Genomic DNA, 16,634 nt, shown 5'->3' on the forward strand with positions numbered 1-16,634 from the left:
CGGCCACTCAAGCCGGATCGGGCGCCGTAGCAGAGCGCAACCCCGCCGCGCTCGCCGCCCAAGCCGCGTCCGGCGCCGTTGCCGACCACGGCTCCGCCGCACTCGATGCACCGGCCACCTCCGCACCGCCGGCCACTCAAGCCGGATCGGGCGCCGTAGCAGAGCGCAACCCCGCCGCGCTCGCCGCCCAAGCCGCGTCCGGCGCCGTTGCCGACCACGGCTCCGACGCGTCCACCCCCCAAGGCGCGCCCGGCGCTGTTGCCCGGCGGGGTGTCGGCGGACGCAGGTTGCGGCGGTGGGGGCGGTGGGTTGTGGGTGGGGTGGTGCTTGTCCTGGTTCTGCCTCTGCTCGCCGCGGGGATCGCGTTGCGGGTGAACTACGCGGGGGAGCCGGCCGACGGTACGTACACGCGGAACCGGGACGCGATCTGGCTCGGGCACGCCTGGGTGGACGGGCGGAAGAAGGACGCCGATGTCGCGGCGCTCGCGCGGCGGCTGCACGGCACCGGCATCCGTGATCTGTATGTGCACTCCGGGCCGCTGGAGCACGACGGAACGCTGCCCGAGTCGGCCCACCCGAGGGCGCGCTGGCTGACCGACGCCGTGCACCGCGCGATCCCCGGCGTCCGCGTCCAGGCCTGGCTGGGCGACGTGCTGGCCACCGAGAGCCCCGACGGGCTGCGCCTGGAGCGCGCCGGGACCCGGGCGGCGGTCGTCGACAGCACCCGGCAGATCCTCGCCGCCGGGTTCGACGGCGCCCACTTCGACCTGGAGCCGCTGCACTCCGGCGACCGCGACTACCTCTCCCTGCTGGACGACCTGCGCGATGTCACCCGCCGGCACGGCGCCCTGCTCTCCGTCGCCGCCCACCAGATCGACCCGCTGCCCGCCCTGCACTCCGTCTTCGGCGCGGTCACCGGCCACCCCAAGTGGTGGTCGCAGGCGTACTTCGGGCAGGTGGCGCGCCGCGTCGACCAGATCGCCGTGATGTCGTACGACACCATGCAGCCGCTGGAGAGCCTGTACGGCGGCTATGTCGCCCAGCAGACCGCCCTGGCCCTGGAGGTCACCCCGGACTCCACCGACCTGCTCATGGGACTGCCGTTCTTCCGGGAGAACCGCTTCGGACACTGGGCGCACGCCGAGACCGTCCCGGCCGCCGTGCGCGGCGTCCGGCTGGGACTGTCCCGCACGGACGCCGACCGGGCCCGCTTCGGCGTCGCCCTGTACGTGGACTTCGCCGCGACGGAGGCGGACTGGGCGGCCTACCGCTCGGACTGGGTCCGGTGACCCCCGGCGCCCCGGCCGAGCGAAGTCCGCTGCGGCAGCGCCCGAAGGGGAGCGGCCGGCCGCGATGCCGCCGCGGCCGGCCGACGACAGCTCGGCCCTTCCCGCGGCGCGCTCAGCTCGCGCCGCTGCGCCGCCTGATCTTGGAGCCCAGCCACACCAGCGGGTCGTACTTGCGGTCGACGGCCCGCTCCTTCATCGGGATCAGGGCGTTGTCCGTGATCTTGATCCCCTCGGGGCACACCTCGGTGCAGCACTTGGTGATGTTGCAGTAGCCGAGGCCGTGCTCGTCCTGCGCGGTGGCCCGCCGGTCCAGGCCGGTCTCGGCGGCGGCGTCCAGCGGGTGCATGTCCAGTTCGGCGACGCGCATCAGGAAACGCGGCCCCGCGAACGCCTTCTTGTTCTCCTCGTGGTCGCGCACCACATGGCAGGTGTCCTGGCACAGGAAGCACTCGATGCACTTGCGGAACTCCTGCGGACGGTCCACGTCCTCCTGCATCATCCGGTACTCGCCCGGACCGAGGCCCGCGGGCGGCACGAACGCCGGCACCTCCCTGGCCTTCTGGTAGTTGAAGCCGACGTCGGTCACCAGGTCGCGGATCACCGGGAAGGCCCGCAACGGGGTGACGGTGATCGTCTCGTCGCGGTCGAAGACCGACATGCGGGTCATGCACAGCAGCCGGGGCCGGCCGTTGATCTCGGCCGAGCACGAACCGCACTTGCCCGCCTTGCAGTTCCAGCGCACCGCGAGATCGGGCGCCTGGGTGGCCTGGAGGCGGTGGACGATGTCCAGGACCACTTCGCCGTCGTTGACCTCGACCCGGAAGTCCTCCAGGCCGCCGCCCTCGGCGTCGCCCCGCCACACCTTGAAACGGGCCTCGTAGCTGCTCACTCGTACAGCTCCTCTTCGGCGAGGTACTTGACCAGCTCCTCCTTCTCGAAGAGGGCGAGCAGGTCGGGGCGGATGGGCGCGGTGGTCTCGCGGGTGAGGGCGATCCGGCCGCGCGCCGGGTCCGTGTCGGCGTCCGCGAGCCCGTCGGCGGGGCGGGCGAGCGCACACAGCAGGTTGATGTTGCGCCATGCCCGGTCCATCGCCGGACGGTCCTCGCGGGTGTGCCCGCCGCGCGACTCCGTGCGCTCCAGGGCCGCGCGGGCCACGCACTCGCTGACCAGCAGCATGTTCCGCAGGTCGAGGGCGAGGTGCCAGCCGGGGTTGAACTGGCGGTGCCCCTCGACGCCGGCCCGCCGCGCCCGGGTCCGCAGCTCGGCCAGCTTCTTCAGGGCCTGCTCCATCTCCGGCTCGCGGCGGATGATGCCGACCAGGTCGTTCATCGTCTGCTGGAGTTCCTGGTGCAGGGTGTACGGGTTCTCGGGCGGACCGCCCGCCGCCTCACCGCCGCCCGCCGTCTCGCCGCCGCCCGCCGCCGCTTCGCCGCCCGCGGAGAACGGCCGCAGGGCCTCGGCCGCCGCCGCGTCGACCTGCTCGTCGGACACCCGCGGCCGGTCGTCCGCCGACGCCGCCGCGTGCTCGGCCGCGTGCAGGCCGGCCCGGCGCCCGAAGACCAGCAGGTCGGAGAGCGAGTTGCCGCCGAGCCGGTTGGAGCCGTGCATGCCGCCGGCCACCTCGCCTGCCGCGTACAGGCCGGGCACGCCGCGCGCCGCCGCCGTGTCGGAGTCGACGGCGATGCCGCCCATCACGTAGTGGCAGGTCGGTCCGACCTCCATGGCCTCCGCGGTGATGTCGACGTCGGCCAGCTCCTTGAACTGGTGGTACATGGAGGGCAGCCGGCGCCGGATCACCTCGGCGGGCATGCGGGTCGACACATCCAGGAAGACCCCGCCGTGCGGGGAGCCCCGGCCCGCCTTGACCTCGGCGTTGATGGCGCGGGCGACCTCGTCGCGGGGGAGCAGTTCGGGGGGACGCCGGTTGTGGTCCGGGTCGTCGTACCAGCGGTCGCCCTCCTCCTCGGACTCGGCGTACTTCTCCTTGAAGACGTCGGGGATGTAGTCGAACATGAACCGTTTGCCGTCGGAGTTGCGCAGCACGCCGCCGTCGCCGCGCACCGACTCGGTGACGAGGATGCCCTTCACGGACGGCGGCCAGACCATGCCCGTCGGGTGGAACTGCACGAACTCCATGTTCAGCAGCGGCGCCCCGGCGAGCAGCGCGAGCGCGTGCCCGTCGCCGGTGTACTCCCACGAGTTCGACGTGACCTTGAAGGACTTGCCGATGCCGCCGGTGGCGATCACCACGGCGGGCGCCTTCAGGACGAAGAAGCGGCCGGTCTCGCGGTCGTAGGCGAAGACACCGGAGACCCTCCCCCGGCCTTCGGCCGGGGGGACCCCCATCTCGCTTCGCTCCCCGTCCTTGAGGATCCTGGTGACCGTGCACTCCTGGAAGACCTTCAGCCGGGACTCGTAGTCGCCGGTCGCCCGGTGGTCCTCCTGCTGGAGGGCGACGATCTTCTGCTGGAGGGTGCGGATCAGCTCCAGGCCGGTGCGGTCGCCGACGTGTGCGAGGCGCGGGTACTCGTGGCCGCCGAAGTTGCGCTGCGAGATCTTCCCGTCCTTCGTCCGGTCGAACAGCGCGCCCCAGGTCTCCAGTTCCCACACCCGGTCCGGGGCCTCCTGCGCGTGCAACTCGGCCATCCGCCACTGGTTGAGGAACTTGCCGCCGCGCATGGTGTCGCGGAAGTGCACCTGCCAGGTGTCGTGCTCGTTGACGTTGGCCATCGCCGCCGCGATGCCGCCCTCGGCCATCACCGTGTGCGCCTTGCCGAACAGCGACTTGCAGATCACCGCCGTACGGGCGCCGCGCTCGCGCGCCTCGATGGCGGCGCGCAGCCCGGCACCGCCGGCGCCGACCACGACGACGTCCCACTCCTGTCGGTCGACCACGGACATCAGTAGGCCCTACCCCAATCTAGAAGAAGCGCGGATCGTCGAAGACACCGGAGGCGAGCAGGTACACGTAGAAGTCGGCGAGCGCCACGCTCACCAGGGACGCCCAGGCCAGCAGCATGTGCCGGGCGTTGAGCCGGCCGATGAACTGCCACGCCCGGTAGCGCACGGGGTGCTTGGAGAAGTGCCTGAGCTTGCCGCCGACGATGTGCCGGCAGGAGTGGCAGGACAGGGTGTACGCCCAGATCAGCACGATGTTGGCGAGGAACACGAGGGTGCCGAGACCCATGTGGCCCCACCGGTAGTGCGCGTCGCGGAAGGACAGCACGGTGTCGTAGGTGAGGACCCCGGCGACCAGCAGCGCGGCGTAGAAGAAGTACCGGTGGAGGTTCTGCAGCAGCAGCGGGAAGCGGGTCTCGCCGGTGTACTTCTTGTGCGGCTCGGCGACCGCGCAGGCCGGCGGGGACGCCCAGAAGCTGCGGTAGTAGGCCTTGCGGTAGTAGTAGCAGGTCAGTCGGAAGCCGAGCGGGAAGATCAGGATGATGATCGCGGGGGAGATCCCCCACCAGCCGCCGAACAGGTCGGCGTTCGGGCCGGCGCGCATCGTCGTGCAGTTCTCCGCCAGACAGGGCGAGTAGAAGGGCGAGACGTACGGCGCCGAGTAGTAGTCGGCGTTGGCGAAGGCCCGCCAGGTCGAGTACACGACGAAGGCGAACAGGCCGGCCGCGGTGACGGCGGGGGCCAGCCACCAGCGGTCGGTCCGCAGATGCGGTGCGGCGATCGCGGCGCGCGTACGGGTGCGTACGCCGCCGCCGGTGCTAGGGGATTCCGTACCAGTGGCCAATGGATGACTCCGGTCGGGTTCGGATGGCGGGGCCTGTGGTGCCGGCCCGGGGCGGGCCGGCGGTCGCTCCTAGGGGGCGTGGCGGTCGCGGGCGCCGAGACCCTCGTCGTCCGAGTCCGTCCACAGGCTGATGTCGTACGGCGCGTCGGAGATGGTGACGAGATCGGGGCGGCGCGGCGGGGTGAGCCCGGGGGCCGCCTCCCGCAGCAGCGCCACGCTCTCGCGCAGATGATCGGCGTCCGCGCGGACGCGGCGCATCTCCAGTCCGCCGCCGCTCCCGAGCTGCTGCTCCAGGCGGCCGACGGACCGCAACAGATCGTCGAGGTTGCGCTGGACTGACGTCAGGTCGTCGTGCACGGACATGACGTGACCTCACTTCCGCGGACCTCACGGTCCAAGGCGGCAACGTTCATGCGCCTGCGAGTGTTGCGCGTCACACCTGTCCATGTGAAGGCATGTGCAGCGATTGGCGGATCGTGCTCCACCGCCGCACGCCCGCACGCGCTCTGTGTGCGCCGGGGCACGAGTTGCGCCGCACGGGTGGGCTTGGCAGCGCCCGTCGCCGTGTCGCCCCCGGCCGGCGGACCCTTTCCTTTTCAGTGGATCCGTAGATCTGATCAGCTCCAAAATACCGCCAAATGTGATCAGAACCCACCTTTGTCACCGGGCTCCCCGGAGGTAGCACGATGTCCCACGTCGGCGTCGGACCGCGCGCGATCATGCGCTCGGCCGCCTTCCTCACCGCGGGCGTGCTCGCGGTGTCCGTCCTCGCCGGGTGCAGCTCCGAAGACGCGGCGAGCCGCCCGCTGGCCAGGCAGGACATCGCCGCCGTCGCCCGTGACGAGGTCACCGACGGCGGCACCCTGCGCTGGGCCGTGGACGCGCTGCCCGAGACCCTGAATGCCTTCCAGGCCGACGCGGACACGGGCACCAACCGGGTCGCCCAGGCCGTCCTGCCGTCGATGTTCCGGCTCGACGAGACCGGGCGCCCGGTCCGCAACCCCGACTACCTGGAGTCCGCCAAGGTCATCGAGACCGAGCCCCGCCAGGTCGTCCTCTACAAGCTCAACCAGCAGGCCGTGTGGAGCGACGGCCGGGAGATCGGCGCCGCCGACTTCGCCGCCCAGTGGCGCGCCCTGTCCGGCAAGGACACCTCCTACTGGACCGCCCGCAACGCCGGCTACGACCGCATCGAGAAGATCGAGCGCGGCGCCAACGACCTGGAGGTCCGGGTCACCTTCAGCCGCCCGTACGCCGACTGGAAGTCGCTGTTCTCGCCGCTGTACCCGAAGGACGTCATGGGCACCCCCGACGCCTTCAACGACGGCGCGCGCCGCAAGCTCCAGGTCACCGCCGGGCCGTTCCGGCTCGACAAGGTCGACACCAAGGCCCAGGACATCGTCCTGACCCGCAACCCGCGCTGGTGGGGGCGCCCCGCGAAGCTGTCCGAGCTGGTGCTGCACGCCGTGCCCCGCGACCAGCGGGCCACCGCGCTGGCCAACGGCACCGTGGACCTCACCGACATCGACCCCGCGGACGTCGAGCGGATCAGCCTCGCCGCGCGGGGCAGCGGCGGCGCCCCCCTCATGGGCGCCGGGCGCACCTCCGCGAAGAAGCTGCGCTCCTGGGCCCTGGAGCACGGCTTCCCGTCCCACGAGCTGCCCGAGGGCACGGCGCAGCTGCGCCAGAAGATCACCACGTATCTGCGCGAGCAGGACGCACTGCGCGACGTCGAGATCCGCAGGTCCCTGGAGCCCGCCTACACCCAGCTCGCCCTCAACGGCTCAAAGGGCCCGCTCGCCGACGAGCGGGTGCGTCGCGCCGTCGCCCGCGCCCTGGACCGCAAGGCGCTCGCCAGGGTGGTGCTCGGCCCCCTCGGCCTGCCCGCGGTCCCGGTCGGCAGCCACCTCGCCCTGTCCGGCCAGTCCGCCTACGCCGACGGCAGCGGCTCCCTGGGCAGCCAGGACACCGCGGAGGCGCAGGCCCTGCTCGCCGATGCCGGGTGGGTGCCCGGTGGTCCGGTCACGGAGAAGAAGACGGACAAGGCGGCCGGCGCCCAGGCGGACAAGGAGTCCGAGGGCGGCAAGGAGGGCACCTATGTCGTCGGCGAGGACGACAAGCCGCCGCACCGGGCCACCGGCGACGACAAGCCGCCGCACCGGGCCACCGGCGACGACCCGAAGGACTCCGCGGACCCCACGGACGAGCACAGCGTGGCCGGGCAGGGCGGCGAGGCCGGGGGGCGCCTCGCGCAGGACGGCCGGCAGCACACCGACAAGCACCCGCCGCAGGGCGGGGCGCCCGGCGCGTACGCCCCGCAGGGCACCGCCGCGCCGGCCCCCGCCGCCGGGCCGCTAGCCAAGGACGGCAAGGCGCTCACGCTCCGCTTCGTGCTCCCCTCGGGCCCCGGCTCGGAGTCCCTGCGGGCCGTCGCCGACCGGATCACGCAGATGCTGGACAAGGCCGGCATCGTCACGGAGATCAGCAAGGTCCCCGACGAGAGCTACTTCAAGGACCACATCGCCTCCGGCCAGTACGACCTCGCCCTGTACTCCTGGCCGTCCTCCGCCTTCCCCGCCACCGACGCCCGCCCGATCTACGCCAAGCCGGTCCCGGCCGCCGACGGCTCGGTGAACGTCGAGCAGAACTACACCCGGATCGGCACCGACCAGGTCGACCAGCTCTTCGACCAGGCCGTCGCCGCGCTCGACGAGGACGAGTCACGATCCCTGATCCGCAAGGCCGACTCCCGCATCTGGGCCGCGGCCGGCTCCATCCCGCTCTACCAGCGCCCGCAGCTCACCGCCGCGCGCAAGAACCTGGTCAACGCGGGTTCCTTCGGGTTCCAGACGCCCCTGTACGAGGACATGGGATTCCTGAAGAAGGGGGCGCCGGGCCCGTCCGCGGGCTGAGACGCCGAGGGCTGAGGAAGTCACCTCCCGCGGCGCCCCGTAACATGGGGTGAGGCCGTGGCGTGTCAAGCCCGGCAGGGCCCGCGTCACACGGACCGACGCGAGGGCCTTCCTCACACCCCGGGAGTACGCCGCACTATGGCTGTGACCGCTACGCGTCACGACATCCGCAACGTCGCCATCGTCGCCCACGTCGACCACGGCAAGACCACCATCGTCGACGGCATGCTGAAGCAGGCCGGCGCCTTTGCCGCCCACCAGCTCGACCAGGTCGACGACCGCGTCATGGACTCGAACGACCTGGAGCGTGAGAAGGGCATCACGATCCTCGCCAAGAACACGGCGGTGAAGTATCACCCCAAGCACGGCGAGGACCCGGTCACCATCAACATCATCGACACCCCCGGCCACGCCGACTTCGGCGGCGAGGTCGAGCGCGGTCTGTCGATGGTCGACGGTGTCGTGCTGCTCGTGGACGCCTCCGAGGGCCCGCTGCCGCAGACCCGCTTCGTGCTGCGCAAGGCGCTCCAGGCCCGGCTGCCCGTCATCCTGTGCATCAACAAGACGGACCGGCCCGACGCCCGTATCGACGAGGTCGTCAACGAGACCTATGACCTGTTCCTCGACCTGGACGCCGACGAGGAGCAGATCGAGTTCCCGATCGTCTACGCCTGCGGCCGCGACGGCATCGCCTCGCTGACCAAGCCTGACAACGGCACCGTCCCGGCCGACTCCACCAGCCTGGAGCCGTTCTTCTCCACCATCCTGGAGCACATCCCGGCGCCCACCTACGACGCGGACGCCCCGCTCCAGGCCCATGTCACCAACCTGGACGCCGACAACTTCCTCGGCCGTATCGCGCTGCTCAGGGTCGAGCAGGGCGAGCTGCGCAAGGGCCAGACGGTCGCGTGGATCAAGCGCGACGGGTCCGTGCAGAACGTGCGGATCTCCGAGCTGATGATGACCGAGGCGCTCACCCGCAAGCCCGCCGAGAAGGCCGGGCCGGGTGACATCTGCGCCGTCGCCGGCATCCCGGAGATCATGATCGGCGAGACCCTGGCGGACCCGGAGAACCCGGTCGCGCTGCCGCTGATCACGGTCGACGAGCCCGCGATCTCCATGACCATCGGCACCAACACCTCCCCGCTGGTCGGCCGCGGCGGCACCGGCAAGGGCGCCGACAACAAGGCGGCCGTCAAGGACCGCAAGGTCACCGCACGGCAGGTCAAGGACCGCCTGGACCGCGAGCTGATCGGCAATGTCTCGCTGCGCGTCCTGGACACCGAGCGTCCGGACGCCTGGGAGGTCCAGGGCCGTGGTGAGCTGGCGCTCGCCATCCTGGTCGAGACCATGCGCCGGGAGGGCTACGAGCTGACGGTCGGCAAGCCCCAGGTGGTCACCAAGGACGTCGACGGCAAGGTCCACGAGCCGGTCGAGCGCATGACGATCGACGTGCCCGAGGAGCACATGGGCGCGGTCACCCAGCTCATGGGCGTCCGCAAGGGCCGGATGGACAACATGTCCAACCACGGCTCGGGCTGGGTCCGCATGGAGTTCGTCGTCCCGTCGCGCGGGCTCATCGGCTTCCGGACCGAGTTCCTGACCCAGACCCGCGGCACCGGCATCGGCCACTCCATCCACGAGGGCCACGAGCCGTGGTTCGGCCCGCTCCAGACCCGCAACAACGGTTCTCTGGTCGCCGACCGGGCCGGTGCCGTCACCGCGTTCGCGATGACCAACCTCCAGGAGCGCGGCGTGCTGTTCGTGGAGCCGGGCACCGAGGTGTACGAAGGGATGATTGTCGGGGAGAATTCCCGCTCCGACGACATGGACGTGAACATCACCAAAGAGAAGAAACTCACCAACATGCGGTCGTCGACGGCCGATGTGGCCGAGTCGATCGTGCCGCCGCGCAAGCTGTCGCTTGAGCAGTCGCTGGAGTTCTGCCGCGACGACGAGTGCGTCGAGGTGACCCCGGAGGCGGTCCGTATCCGCAAGGTGAACCTGGACGCCCGCGAGCGGGCCCGCGCCGCGAGCCGCGCCAAGCACGGCTGAGGCGGACCCGGTCCCCGGACCACGACGGGCCGGGCCTCCCTGGGGAGGCCCGGCCCTCTCGTCATGTCCCCCTAGGGAAAACCCTCGGTTCCGCCCGGGAGACGCCACGCCGCCACCGACTCCCACTAGTCTGTGGCGGCGGTCTGCGGCGGCTGTGCCCCCGGCGCGCGCCGGACGGCCCCGGGGCCTCGGCGCGCCGCCCGGTATCCGAATCGCACGAGTGTGCGGGTACGCCGAATGGGCCCCGCACGAATCGGAGTCTAACCGCAACCGGATTTCCGATCCCGAGTATCCGGAATGCGGACACCCGGAGCCGATAGATGTGTAACAAGTCCGTTTCGCAGGGATCTTTCGGCAAACACTTTGTCCGGATTTTGGAAGATGTTCGCGCCAGCTGTGATCGAACCGAGACCTTAGGAATGTGGTTCGGCCTTCGCTCATGGCAGATAGTTAGGCGCGTAGAGCTCGGATCACGGGTCATGCGCTTTCAGGTGGCGCCGACTCACGAGCACGGGGGCACTCGACTCTCTCCGGCACCGGTGACGGTGCCGTGTCGCGTGCCTCTCCATGCGGTGAACCATTGGACTCATGAGGAGGAACCCATGCGCGGTGCGAAGAGCGCCAAGTGGGTCGCGATAGCCGCGGTTGTGGCGCTGGGCGCGACCGCCTGCGGTGGTGGAGACGGGGACAAGGGCAGTGAAGGCAAGGCCGCGGTCGACCCGAACGGCAAGTTCTCGGTCGAGGTCGGCGAGCCGCAGAACCCGCTGCAGCCCGCCAACACCATGGAGTCCAACGGCAGCATCGTCATCAAGTCGCTCTTCTCCGGGCTTGTCGACTACGACCAGAGCGGTAAGATCGTCTACGTCAACGCGCAGTCGGTCGACTCCAAGGACAACAAGACCTTCACGGTCAAGCTGAAGCCCGGCTGGAAGTTCCACGACGGCACCCCGGTGACCGCCGAGTCCTACGTCAAGGCGTGGAACTGGGCCGCCAACCCGGACAACAAGCAGACCAACAGCTTCTGGTTCTCCGACATCAAGGGCTACGACGAGGTCGCCCCGGCCAAGGGCAAGGCGACGGCCACGGAGATGTCCGGCCTGAAGGTCGTCGACGACAACACCTTCACCATCACGCTCAGCAAGCCGATCCCGTACTTCGTGTACAAGCTCGGCTACGAGGTCTTCGACCCGCTGCCGGAGTCCTTCTACAAGGACCCGAAGGCGGCCGGCGAGCACCCGATCGGCAACGGCCCCTACAAGTTCGTCAGCTGGGACCACAAGAAGCAGATCGAGGTCACCCGCAACGACGACTACCAGGGTCCGAACAAGGCCAAGAACGGTGGTGTGGTCTTCAAGAACTACACCAACCTGGAGACGGCCTACGAGGACCTGAAGTCCGGCAACGTCGACGTCCTGCGTCAGATCGCGCCCAAGGACCTCCCGGTCTACAAGTCGGACCTCGGCGACCGCGCCGTGGACCAGGCCTACTCCGCGATCCAGACCGTCGCCGTCGCCTTCTACACCAAGCAGTGGAAGGACATCGACCCGAAGGTCCTGCAGGGCCTGTCGATGGCGATCGACCGCGACACCATCACCAAGACGGTGCTCCAGGGCACCCGTGAGCCGGCCACCGGCTGGGTCGCCAAGGGCGTCCTCGGCTATCAGCCGAACGCCGCCGGTGACGTCACCAAGTACGACCCGGCCAAGGCCAAGCAGCTCATCCAGGACGGCGGCGGCGTTCCGGGCAACGCCATCTCCATCCAGTACAACGCGGACGGCGGCCACAAGGAGTGGGTGGAGGCGGTCTGCAACTCCATCACCAAGTCCACCGGCGTGAAGTGCACGGGCGACTCGAAGGCCGACTTCCAGGCCGACCTGAACGCGCGTGACGCCAAGGAGGTCAAGTCCCTCTACCGCTCCGGCTGGGTGCTGGACTACCCCTTCAACGCCAACTTCATCCGGGACCTGTTCGGCACCAATTCGGACGGCAACCAGGGCGGCTTCTCCAACAAGACGATCGACAAGGAGATCGCCGCCGCTGACGCCGCCAGCTCGCTGGAGGAGTCGGAGAAGAAGTACCAGGAGATCGAGAAGCAGCTCCCGAACTACATGCCGAGCATTCCGCTCTGGTACTACAAGGTCAACGCGGGCTTCTCGGAGAACGTCAGCGGCGTCAAGTACGCCCAGGACGGCGACCCGATCCTGACCGGCGTTCAGGTCACCAAGAAGTAACCACAAGCCCGTAGTCCCGGGGCGCGGCGCCCGCGCCCCGGGGTGACGGCAGTGGCTGGGGGGCCCTTTCCGCACGCATCGCCCAGCGGTGCGCGGGGAAAGGGCCCGTCGGCTGCCGCTGTGATTGACATGGAGGCACGATGGGGCGCTACGTCGCACGACGACTGCTCCAGATGATCCCGGTATTCATCGGGACAACCCTGCTGATCTTCCTCATGGTCTATGCCCTGCCCGGTGACCCCGTGCGCGGGCTCTTCGGCGACAAGGCGGGCAGTCCGCAGGTCATCGCGTCGCTGAGACATGAGTACGGCCTGGACCAGCCGATCCTGGTGCAGTACTTCGACTACATGAAGGGCATGATTCTGCACGCCGACTTCGGCACGCAGATCGCGAGTGGCCGTCCCGTCACCGATGTGCTCGGCGACGCCTTCCCGGTGACCCTCCGCCTCGCCTCGCTGGCCTTCGCCATCGAGGTCGTCCTGGGCATCACCCTCGGTGTCGTGGCGGGCCTGCGGGCCGGCCGGGCGACGGACAACGTCGTCCTCGTCATCACGCTGCTCTTCATCTCGGTGCCCGTCTTCGTCCTCGGCTTCATCCTGAAGCTGGTCTTCGCCGAGCAGTTGCACTGGCTTGAACCCAACGTCAACGACTCGACGAACTACGGCCAGCTACTGATGCCCGCGATCGTCCTGGCCACCGCGTCACTCGCGTACGTGACCCGGCTCACCCGGACGTCGATCGCCGAGAACGTGCGCGCCGACTACATCCGCACCGCCGTCGCCAAGGGCCTGCCCCGGCGCCGCGTGGTGGGTGTCCACCTGATGCGGAACTCGCTGATCCCCGTCGTCACCTACCTGGGCACCGACCTGGGCGCCCTGATGGGCGGCGCGGTCGTCACCGAGGGTCTGTTCAACATCAAGGGCGTCGGCGGCACCATCTACGAGTCCATCGTGCGCCGCGAGGGGACCACCGTCGTGGGTCTGGTGACGGTCCTGGTCCTCGTCTACCTCGTCGCCAACCTTCTCGTGGACCTGCTGTACGCGGTCCTGGACCCGAGGATTCGCTATGCCTGACGTGACCAAGACCGTTCCCGAGGCCGCCGCCGAGGAGGCGGCGGTCGCGGCGGTGGGCGGACCGCTGCCGGAGACCAAACCGGAGAAGTCCCGCAGCCTGTGGGGCGACGCCTGGGCCGATCTGCGCCGCAGCTGGATCTTCATCGTCTCCAGCGTGCTGATCCTGATCCTGCTGCTCATCACCTTCTTCCCGGGCTGGTTCAGCAGCGCGGACCCGGTACTCGGCGACCTGTCCGAGCACTATCTGCAAAAGCCGCGCCTCGGGGACGTGGGCGCGGCCGACTGGCTGGGCTACGACCAGCAGGGCCGCAGCGTCTTCGCGCGGGTGATCTACGGCACCCGCGCCTCGGTGGCCGTCGGCTTCGGCACCACCATCGTCGTCACCCTGATCGGCGGCCTGGTCGGCATGATCGCGGGCTACTTCGGCGGGCTCGTGGACGCGATCCTGTCCCGGCTGACGGATGTGTTCTTCGGCATCCCCTTCCTGCTGGGCACGATGGTCGTGCTGAACTCCTTCACCGACCGCACCCCCTGGGTCGTCATCGGCGCGCTGGGCTTCTTCGGCTGGACCCAGATCGCCCGCGTGATGCGCGGCGCGGTCATCACCACCAAGCAGGCCGACTACGTCCAGGCGGCCAAGGCGCTGGGCGCGAGCACGCCCCGGATCCTGTTCCGGCACATCCTGCCGAACACCCTGGCCCCGGTGATCGTGGTCGCGACCATCTCGCTCGGTGTCTACATCGGCGCCGAGGCCACGCTGTCCTTCCTGGGCCTGGGTCTCAACGGCGTATCGTGGGGCAACGACATCTCCGACGGCGGTGCCCAGATCCGCGTCGCCCAGTGGATCATGCTCTACCCGTCGATCATGCTCAGCATCACGGTGCTGGCGTTCATCATGCTCGGTGAGGCCGTACGCAACGCCCTCGACCCGAAGATGCGCTGAGGGAGGCGTACGTGACCACCATCGAAGAAGTCGTTCCCGTGCCGTCGTCCCGCGACGACGGCGCGGACGGCGGTCCGCTGCTCGAAGTGCGTGACCTGCACGTCGAGTTCCACACCCGTGAGGGCGTCGTCCGGGCCGTCAACGGCGTCAACTACAGCGTGGACGCCGGCGAGACGCTGGCCGTGCTCGGCGAGTCCGGCTCCGGCAAGTCCGTCACCGCGCAGGCCATCATGGGCATCCTCGACATGCCGCCGGCGAAGATCCCGCAGGGCGAGATCCTCTTCCGCGGCCACGACATGCTGAAGATGAGCGCCGAGGAGCGCCGCACCCTCCGCGGCAGCCGGATCGCGATGATCTTCCAGGACGCGCTCAGCTCGCTCAACCCGGTGCTGAGCGTCGGCTACCAGCTCGGCGAGATGTTCCGGGTCCACCAGGGCCTGTCCAAGAAGGACGCCAAGGCCAAGGCCATCGAGCTGATGGACCGGGTCAAGATCCCGGCCGCGGCGGCCCGCGTCAACGACTACCCGCACCAGTTCTCGGGCGGTATGCGCCAGCGCATCATGATCGCCATGGCGCTGGCGCTCGAACCGGACCTGATCATCGCCGACGAGCCGACCACGGCCCTCGATGTGACGGTCCAGGCCCAGGTGATGGACCTGCTCGCGGAACTCCAGCGCGAGTACAACATGGGCCTGATCCTCATCACCCACGACCTGGGCGTCGTCGCCGACGTCGCCGACAAGATCGCGGTGATGTACGCGGGCCGGATCGTGGAGCGGGCCCCGGTCCACGAGCTGTACAAGCGTCCCGCGCATCCCTACACCCGGGGCCTGCTGGACTCGATCCCGCGCCTGGACCAGAAGGGCCAGGAGCTGTACGCGATCAAGGGCCTGCCGCCCAACCTGCTGCGCGTCCCGACCGGTTGCGCCTTCAACCCGCGCTGCCCCAAGGCCCAGGACGTGTGCCGCACCGAGGTACCGGAGCTGCTGCCGGTCGCCGAGCAGGACGGCACCGAACTGGTGGGCCGTGCCTCGGCATGCCACTTCTGGAAGGAGACGATCCATGGCTGAGCTCAGCAAGAACGACGAGCCGCAGGACGCCACGCCGAACGTCTCCGAGGTGGACGTCGTCGAGGCCCGCAGCGAGGACGAGGCGGTCACCGCCATCGAGGCGCCCGTCGAGCGCGGCGAGCCGATCCTCCAGGTACGCGACCTGGTGAAGCACTTCCCGCTCACCCAGGGCATTCTGTTCAAGCGTCAGATCGGTGCGGTCAAGGCCGTCGACGGCGTCTCCTTCGACCTGCACCAGGGCGAGACCCTGGGCATCGTCGGCGAGTCCGGCTGCGGCAAGTCGACCGTCGCCAAGCTCCTGATGAACCTGGAGCGGGCGACGGCCGGCGAGATCTTCTACAAGGGCCAGGACATCACCAAGCTGTCCGGGCGCGCCCTGAAGGCCGTGCGCCGCAACATCCAGATGGTCTTCCAGGACCCGTACACGTCGCTCAACCCGCGGATGACGGTCGGCGACATCATCGGCGAGCCCTTCGACATCCACCCCGAGGCGGCCCCCAAGGGCGACCGGCGCCGCAAGGTGCAGGAACTCCTGGACGTCGTCGGCCTCAACCCGGAGTACATCAACCGGTACCCGCACCAGTTCTCCGGCGGCCAGCGTCAGCGCATCGGCATCGCCCGCGGCCTCGCGCTCAACCCGGAGATCATCATCTGCGACGAGCCGGTGTCGGCCCTGGACGTGTCCGTCCAGGCACAGGTCATCAACCTGATGGAGCGCCTGCAGGACGAGTTCAACCTGTCCTACATCTTCATCGCGCACGACCTGTCGATCGTCCGGCACATCTCCGACCGCGTCGGGGTGATGTACCTCGGCAGGATCGCCGAGATCGGCACCGACGAGCAGATCTACGACCACCCGACGCACCCGTACACCCAGGCGCTGCTGTCGGCGGTCCCGGTGCCGGACCCGGATGCCCGCGAGAACCGCGAGCGGATCATCCTCACCGGTGACGTGCCGTCCCCGGCCAACCCGCCGTCGGGCTGCCGCTTCCGCACCCGCTGCTGGAAGGCCCAGGACAAGTGCTCCCAGGAGGTCCCGCTGCTGGCGGTCCCCGAGCGCTTCAAGACCTCGGACGCTCCGGCGGCCCACGAGTCGGCCTGCCACTTCGCCGAGGAGAAGGACATAGTCCACGCGGCCTGACCCCACCCGCCCCACCCCGATTCCCGGCACCTCCTTCAGGCGCCGGGATTCGGCGTCTCACGGGCCACACCTTGCGGCACGAGCCTCCGGCGGGAAGGAGCGCGTGCAGGCTCAGACGGCCGCGCGCCAAGCGACGGACGACTTGCAGCGCGCCGCCGCGGTGGCCGGGGTGTGTCTT

At 69.7% G+C, this 16,634-nt stretch carries 12 protein-coding genes; 8 read left to right on the forward strand and 4 right to left on the reverse strand.

Annotated features, from left to right (window positions below; all coding sequences use genetic code 11):
* Window positions 1–1,289, forward strand: a 1,289-nt coding sequence (locus tag ACFYTE_RS02070; protein WP_388703576.1) for a hypothetical protein, incomplete at its 5' end; no start/stop codon positions are given.
* Between the two features lie 112 nt (window positions 1,290–1,401).
* Here ACFYTE_RS02070 and ACFYTE_RS02075 read toward each other — a convergent pair.
* The 4 genes from ACFYTE_RS02075 to ACFYTE_RS02090 all read right to left on the reverse strand — a co-directional run bounded on the left by ACFYTE_RS02075 (window position 1,402) and on the right by ACFYTE_RS02090 (window position 5,394).
* Window positions 1,402–2,178, reverse strand: coding sequence for a succinate dehydrogenase/fumarate reductase iron-sulfur subunit (locus ACFYTE_RS02075; RefSeq protein ID WP_388703579.1), 777 nt, complete (start codon window positions 2,176–2,178; stop codon window positions 1,402–1,404).
* Window positions 2,175–4,190: a fumarate reductase/succinate dehydrogenase flavoprotein subunit gene (locus tag ACFYTE_RS02080; protein ID WP_388703582.1), complete on the reverse strand. Its 2,016-nt coding sequence runs from the start codon at window positions 4,188–4,190 to the stop codon at window positions 2,175–2,177. The genes ACFYTE_RS02075 and ACFYTE_RS02080 overlap by 4 nt, the downstream gene beginning before the upstream one ends.
* A gap of 19 nt (window positions 4,191–4,209) precedes the next feature.
* Window positions 4,210–5,031, reverse strand: coding sequence for a hypothetical protein (locus tag ACFYTE_RS02085; RefSeq protein ID WP_388703584.1), 822 nt, complete (start codon window positions 5,029–5,031; stop codon window positions 4,210–4,212).
* 69 nt (window positions 5,032–5,100) lie between these two features.
* Window positions 5,101–5,394 carry a hypothetical protein gene (locus ACFYTE_RS02090; RefSeq protein ID WP_388703586.1) on the reverse strand — a complete coding sequence of 98 codons (294 nt, stop codon included), beginning with the start codon at window positions 5,392–5,394 and terminating at the stop codon, window positions 5,101–5,103.
* A gap of 323 nt (window positions 5,395–5,717) precedes the next feature.
* Between ACFYTE_RS02090 and ACFYTE_RS02095 the strand changes: the two genes are divergently transcribed.
* The 7 genes from ACFYTE_RS02095 (at window position 5,718) to ACFYTE_RS02125 (ending at window position 16,456) form a co-directional block, all read left to right on the forward strand.
* Window positions 5,718–7,943, forward strand: a complete 2,226-nt coding sequence (locus ACFYTE_RS02095; RefSeq protein WP_388703588.1) for an ABC transporter family substrate-binding protein — start codon at window positions 5,718–5,720, stop codon at window positions 7,941–7,943.
* A 138-nt stretch (window positions 7,944–8,081) separates the two neighbouring features.
* Window positions 8,082–9,998 carry a translational GTPase TypA gene (gene typA, locus ACFYTE_RS02100; protein ID WP_388703590.1) on the forward strand — a complete coding sequence of 639 codons (1,917 nt, stop codon included), beginning with the start codon at window positions 8,082–8,084 and terminating at the stop codon, window positions 9,996–9,998.
* 602 nt (window positions 9,999–10,600) lie between these two features.
* Window positions 10,601–12,229 carry an ABC transporter substrate-binding protein gene (locus ACFYTE_RS02105; RefSeq protein WP_388703592.1) on the forward strand — a complete coding sequence of 543 codons (1,629 nt, stop codon included), beginning with the start codon at window positions 10,601–10,603 and terminating at the stop codon, window positions 12,227–12,229.
* A 140-nt stretch (window positions 12,230–12,369) separates the two neighbouring features.
* Window positions 12,370–13,302: an ABC transporter permease gene (locus ACFYTE_RS02110; protein WP_388703594.1), complete on the forward strand. Its 933-nt coding sequence runs from the start codon at window positions 12,370–12,372 to the stop codon at window positions 13,300–13,302.
* Window positions 13,295–14,245 (forward strand): ABC transporter permease, encoded by a 951-nt coding sequence (locus ACFYTE_RS02115; protein WP_388703596.1) that lies wholly within the window; start codon window positions 13,295–13,297, stop codon window positions 14,243–14,245. The genes ACFYTE_RS02110 and ACFYTE_RS02115 overlap by 8 nt, the downstream gene beginning before the upstream one ends.
* Before the next feature lie 11 nt (window positions 14,246–14,256).
* Window positions 14,257–15,315 (forward strand): ABC transporter ATP-binding protein, encoded by a 1,059-nt coding sequence (locus ACFYTE_RS02120; protein WP_388703599.1) that lies wholly within the window; start codon window positions 14,257–14,259, stop codon window positions 15,313–15,315.
* Window positions 15,308–16,456: an ABC transporter ATP-binding protein gene (locus ACFYTE_RS02125; RefSeq protein WP_388703601.1), complete on the forward strand. Its 1,149-nt coding sequence runs from the start codon at window positions 15,308–15,310 to the stop codon at window positions 16,454–16,456. The genes ACFYTE_RS02120 and ACFYTE_RS02125 overlap by 8 nt, the downstream gene beginning before the upstream one ends.
* Window positions 16,457–16,634 lie beyond the last annotated feature (178 nt).

Origin of the sequence: Streptomyces sp. NPDC004629 (genome assembly GCF_042873595.1) — a bacterium.
Lineage (GTDB): Bacteria > Actinomycetota > Actinomycetes > Streptomycetales > Streptomycetaceae > Streptomyces.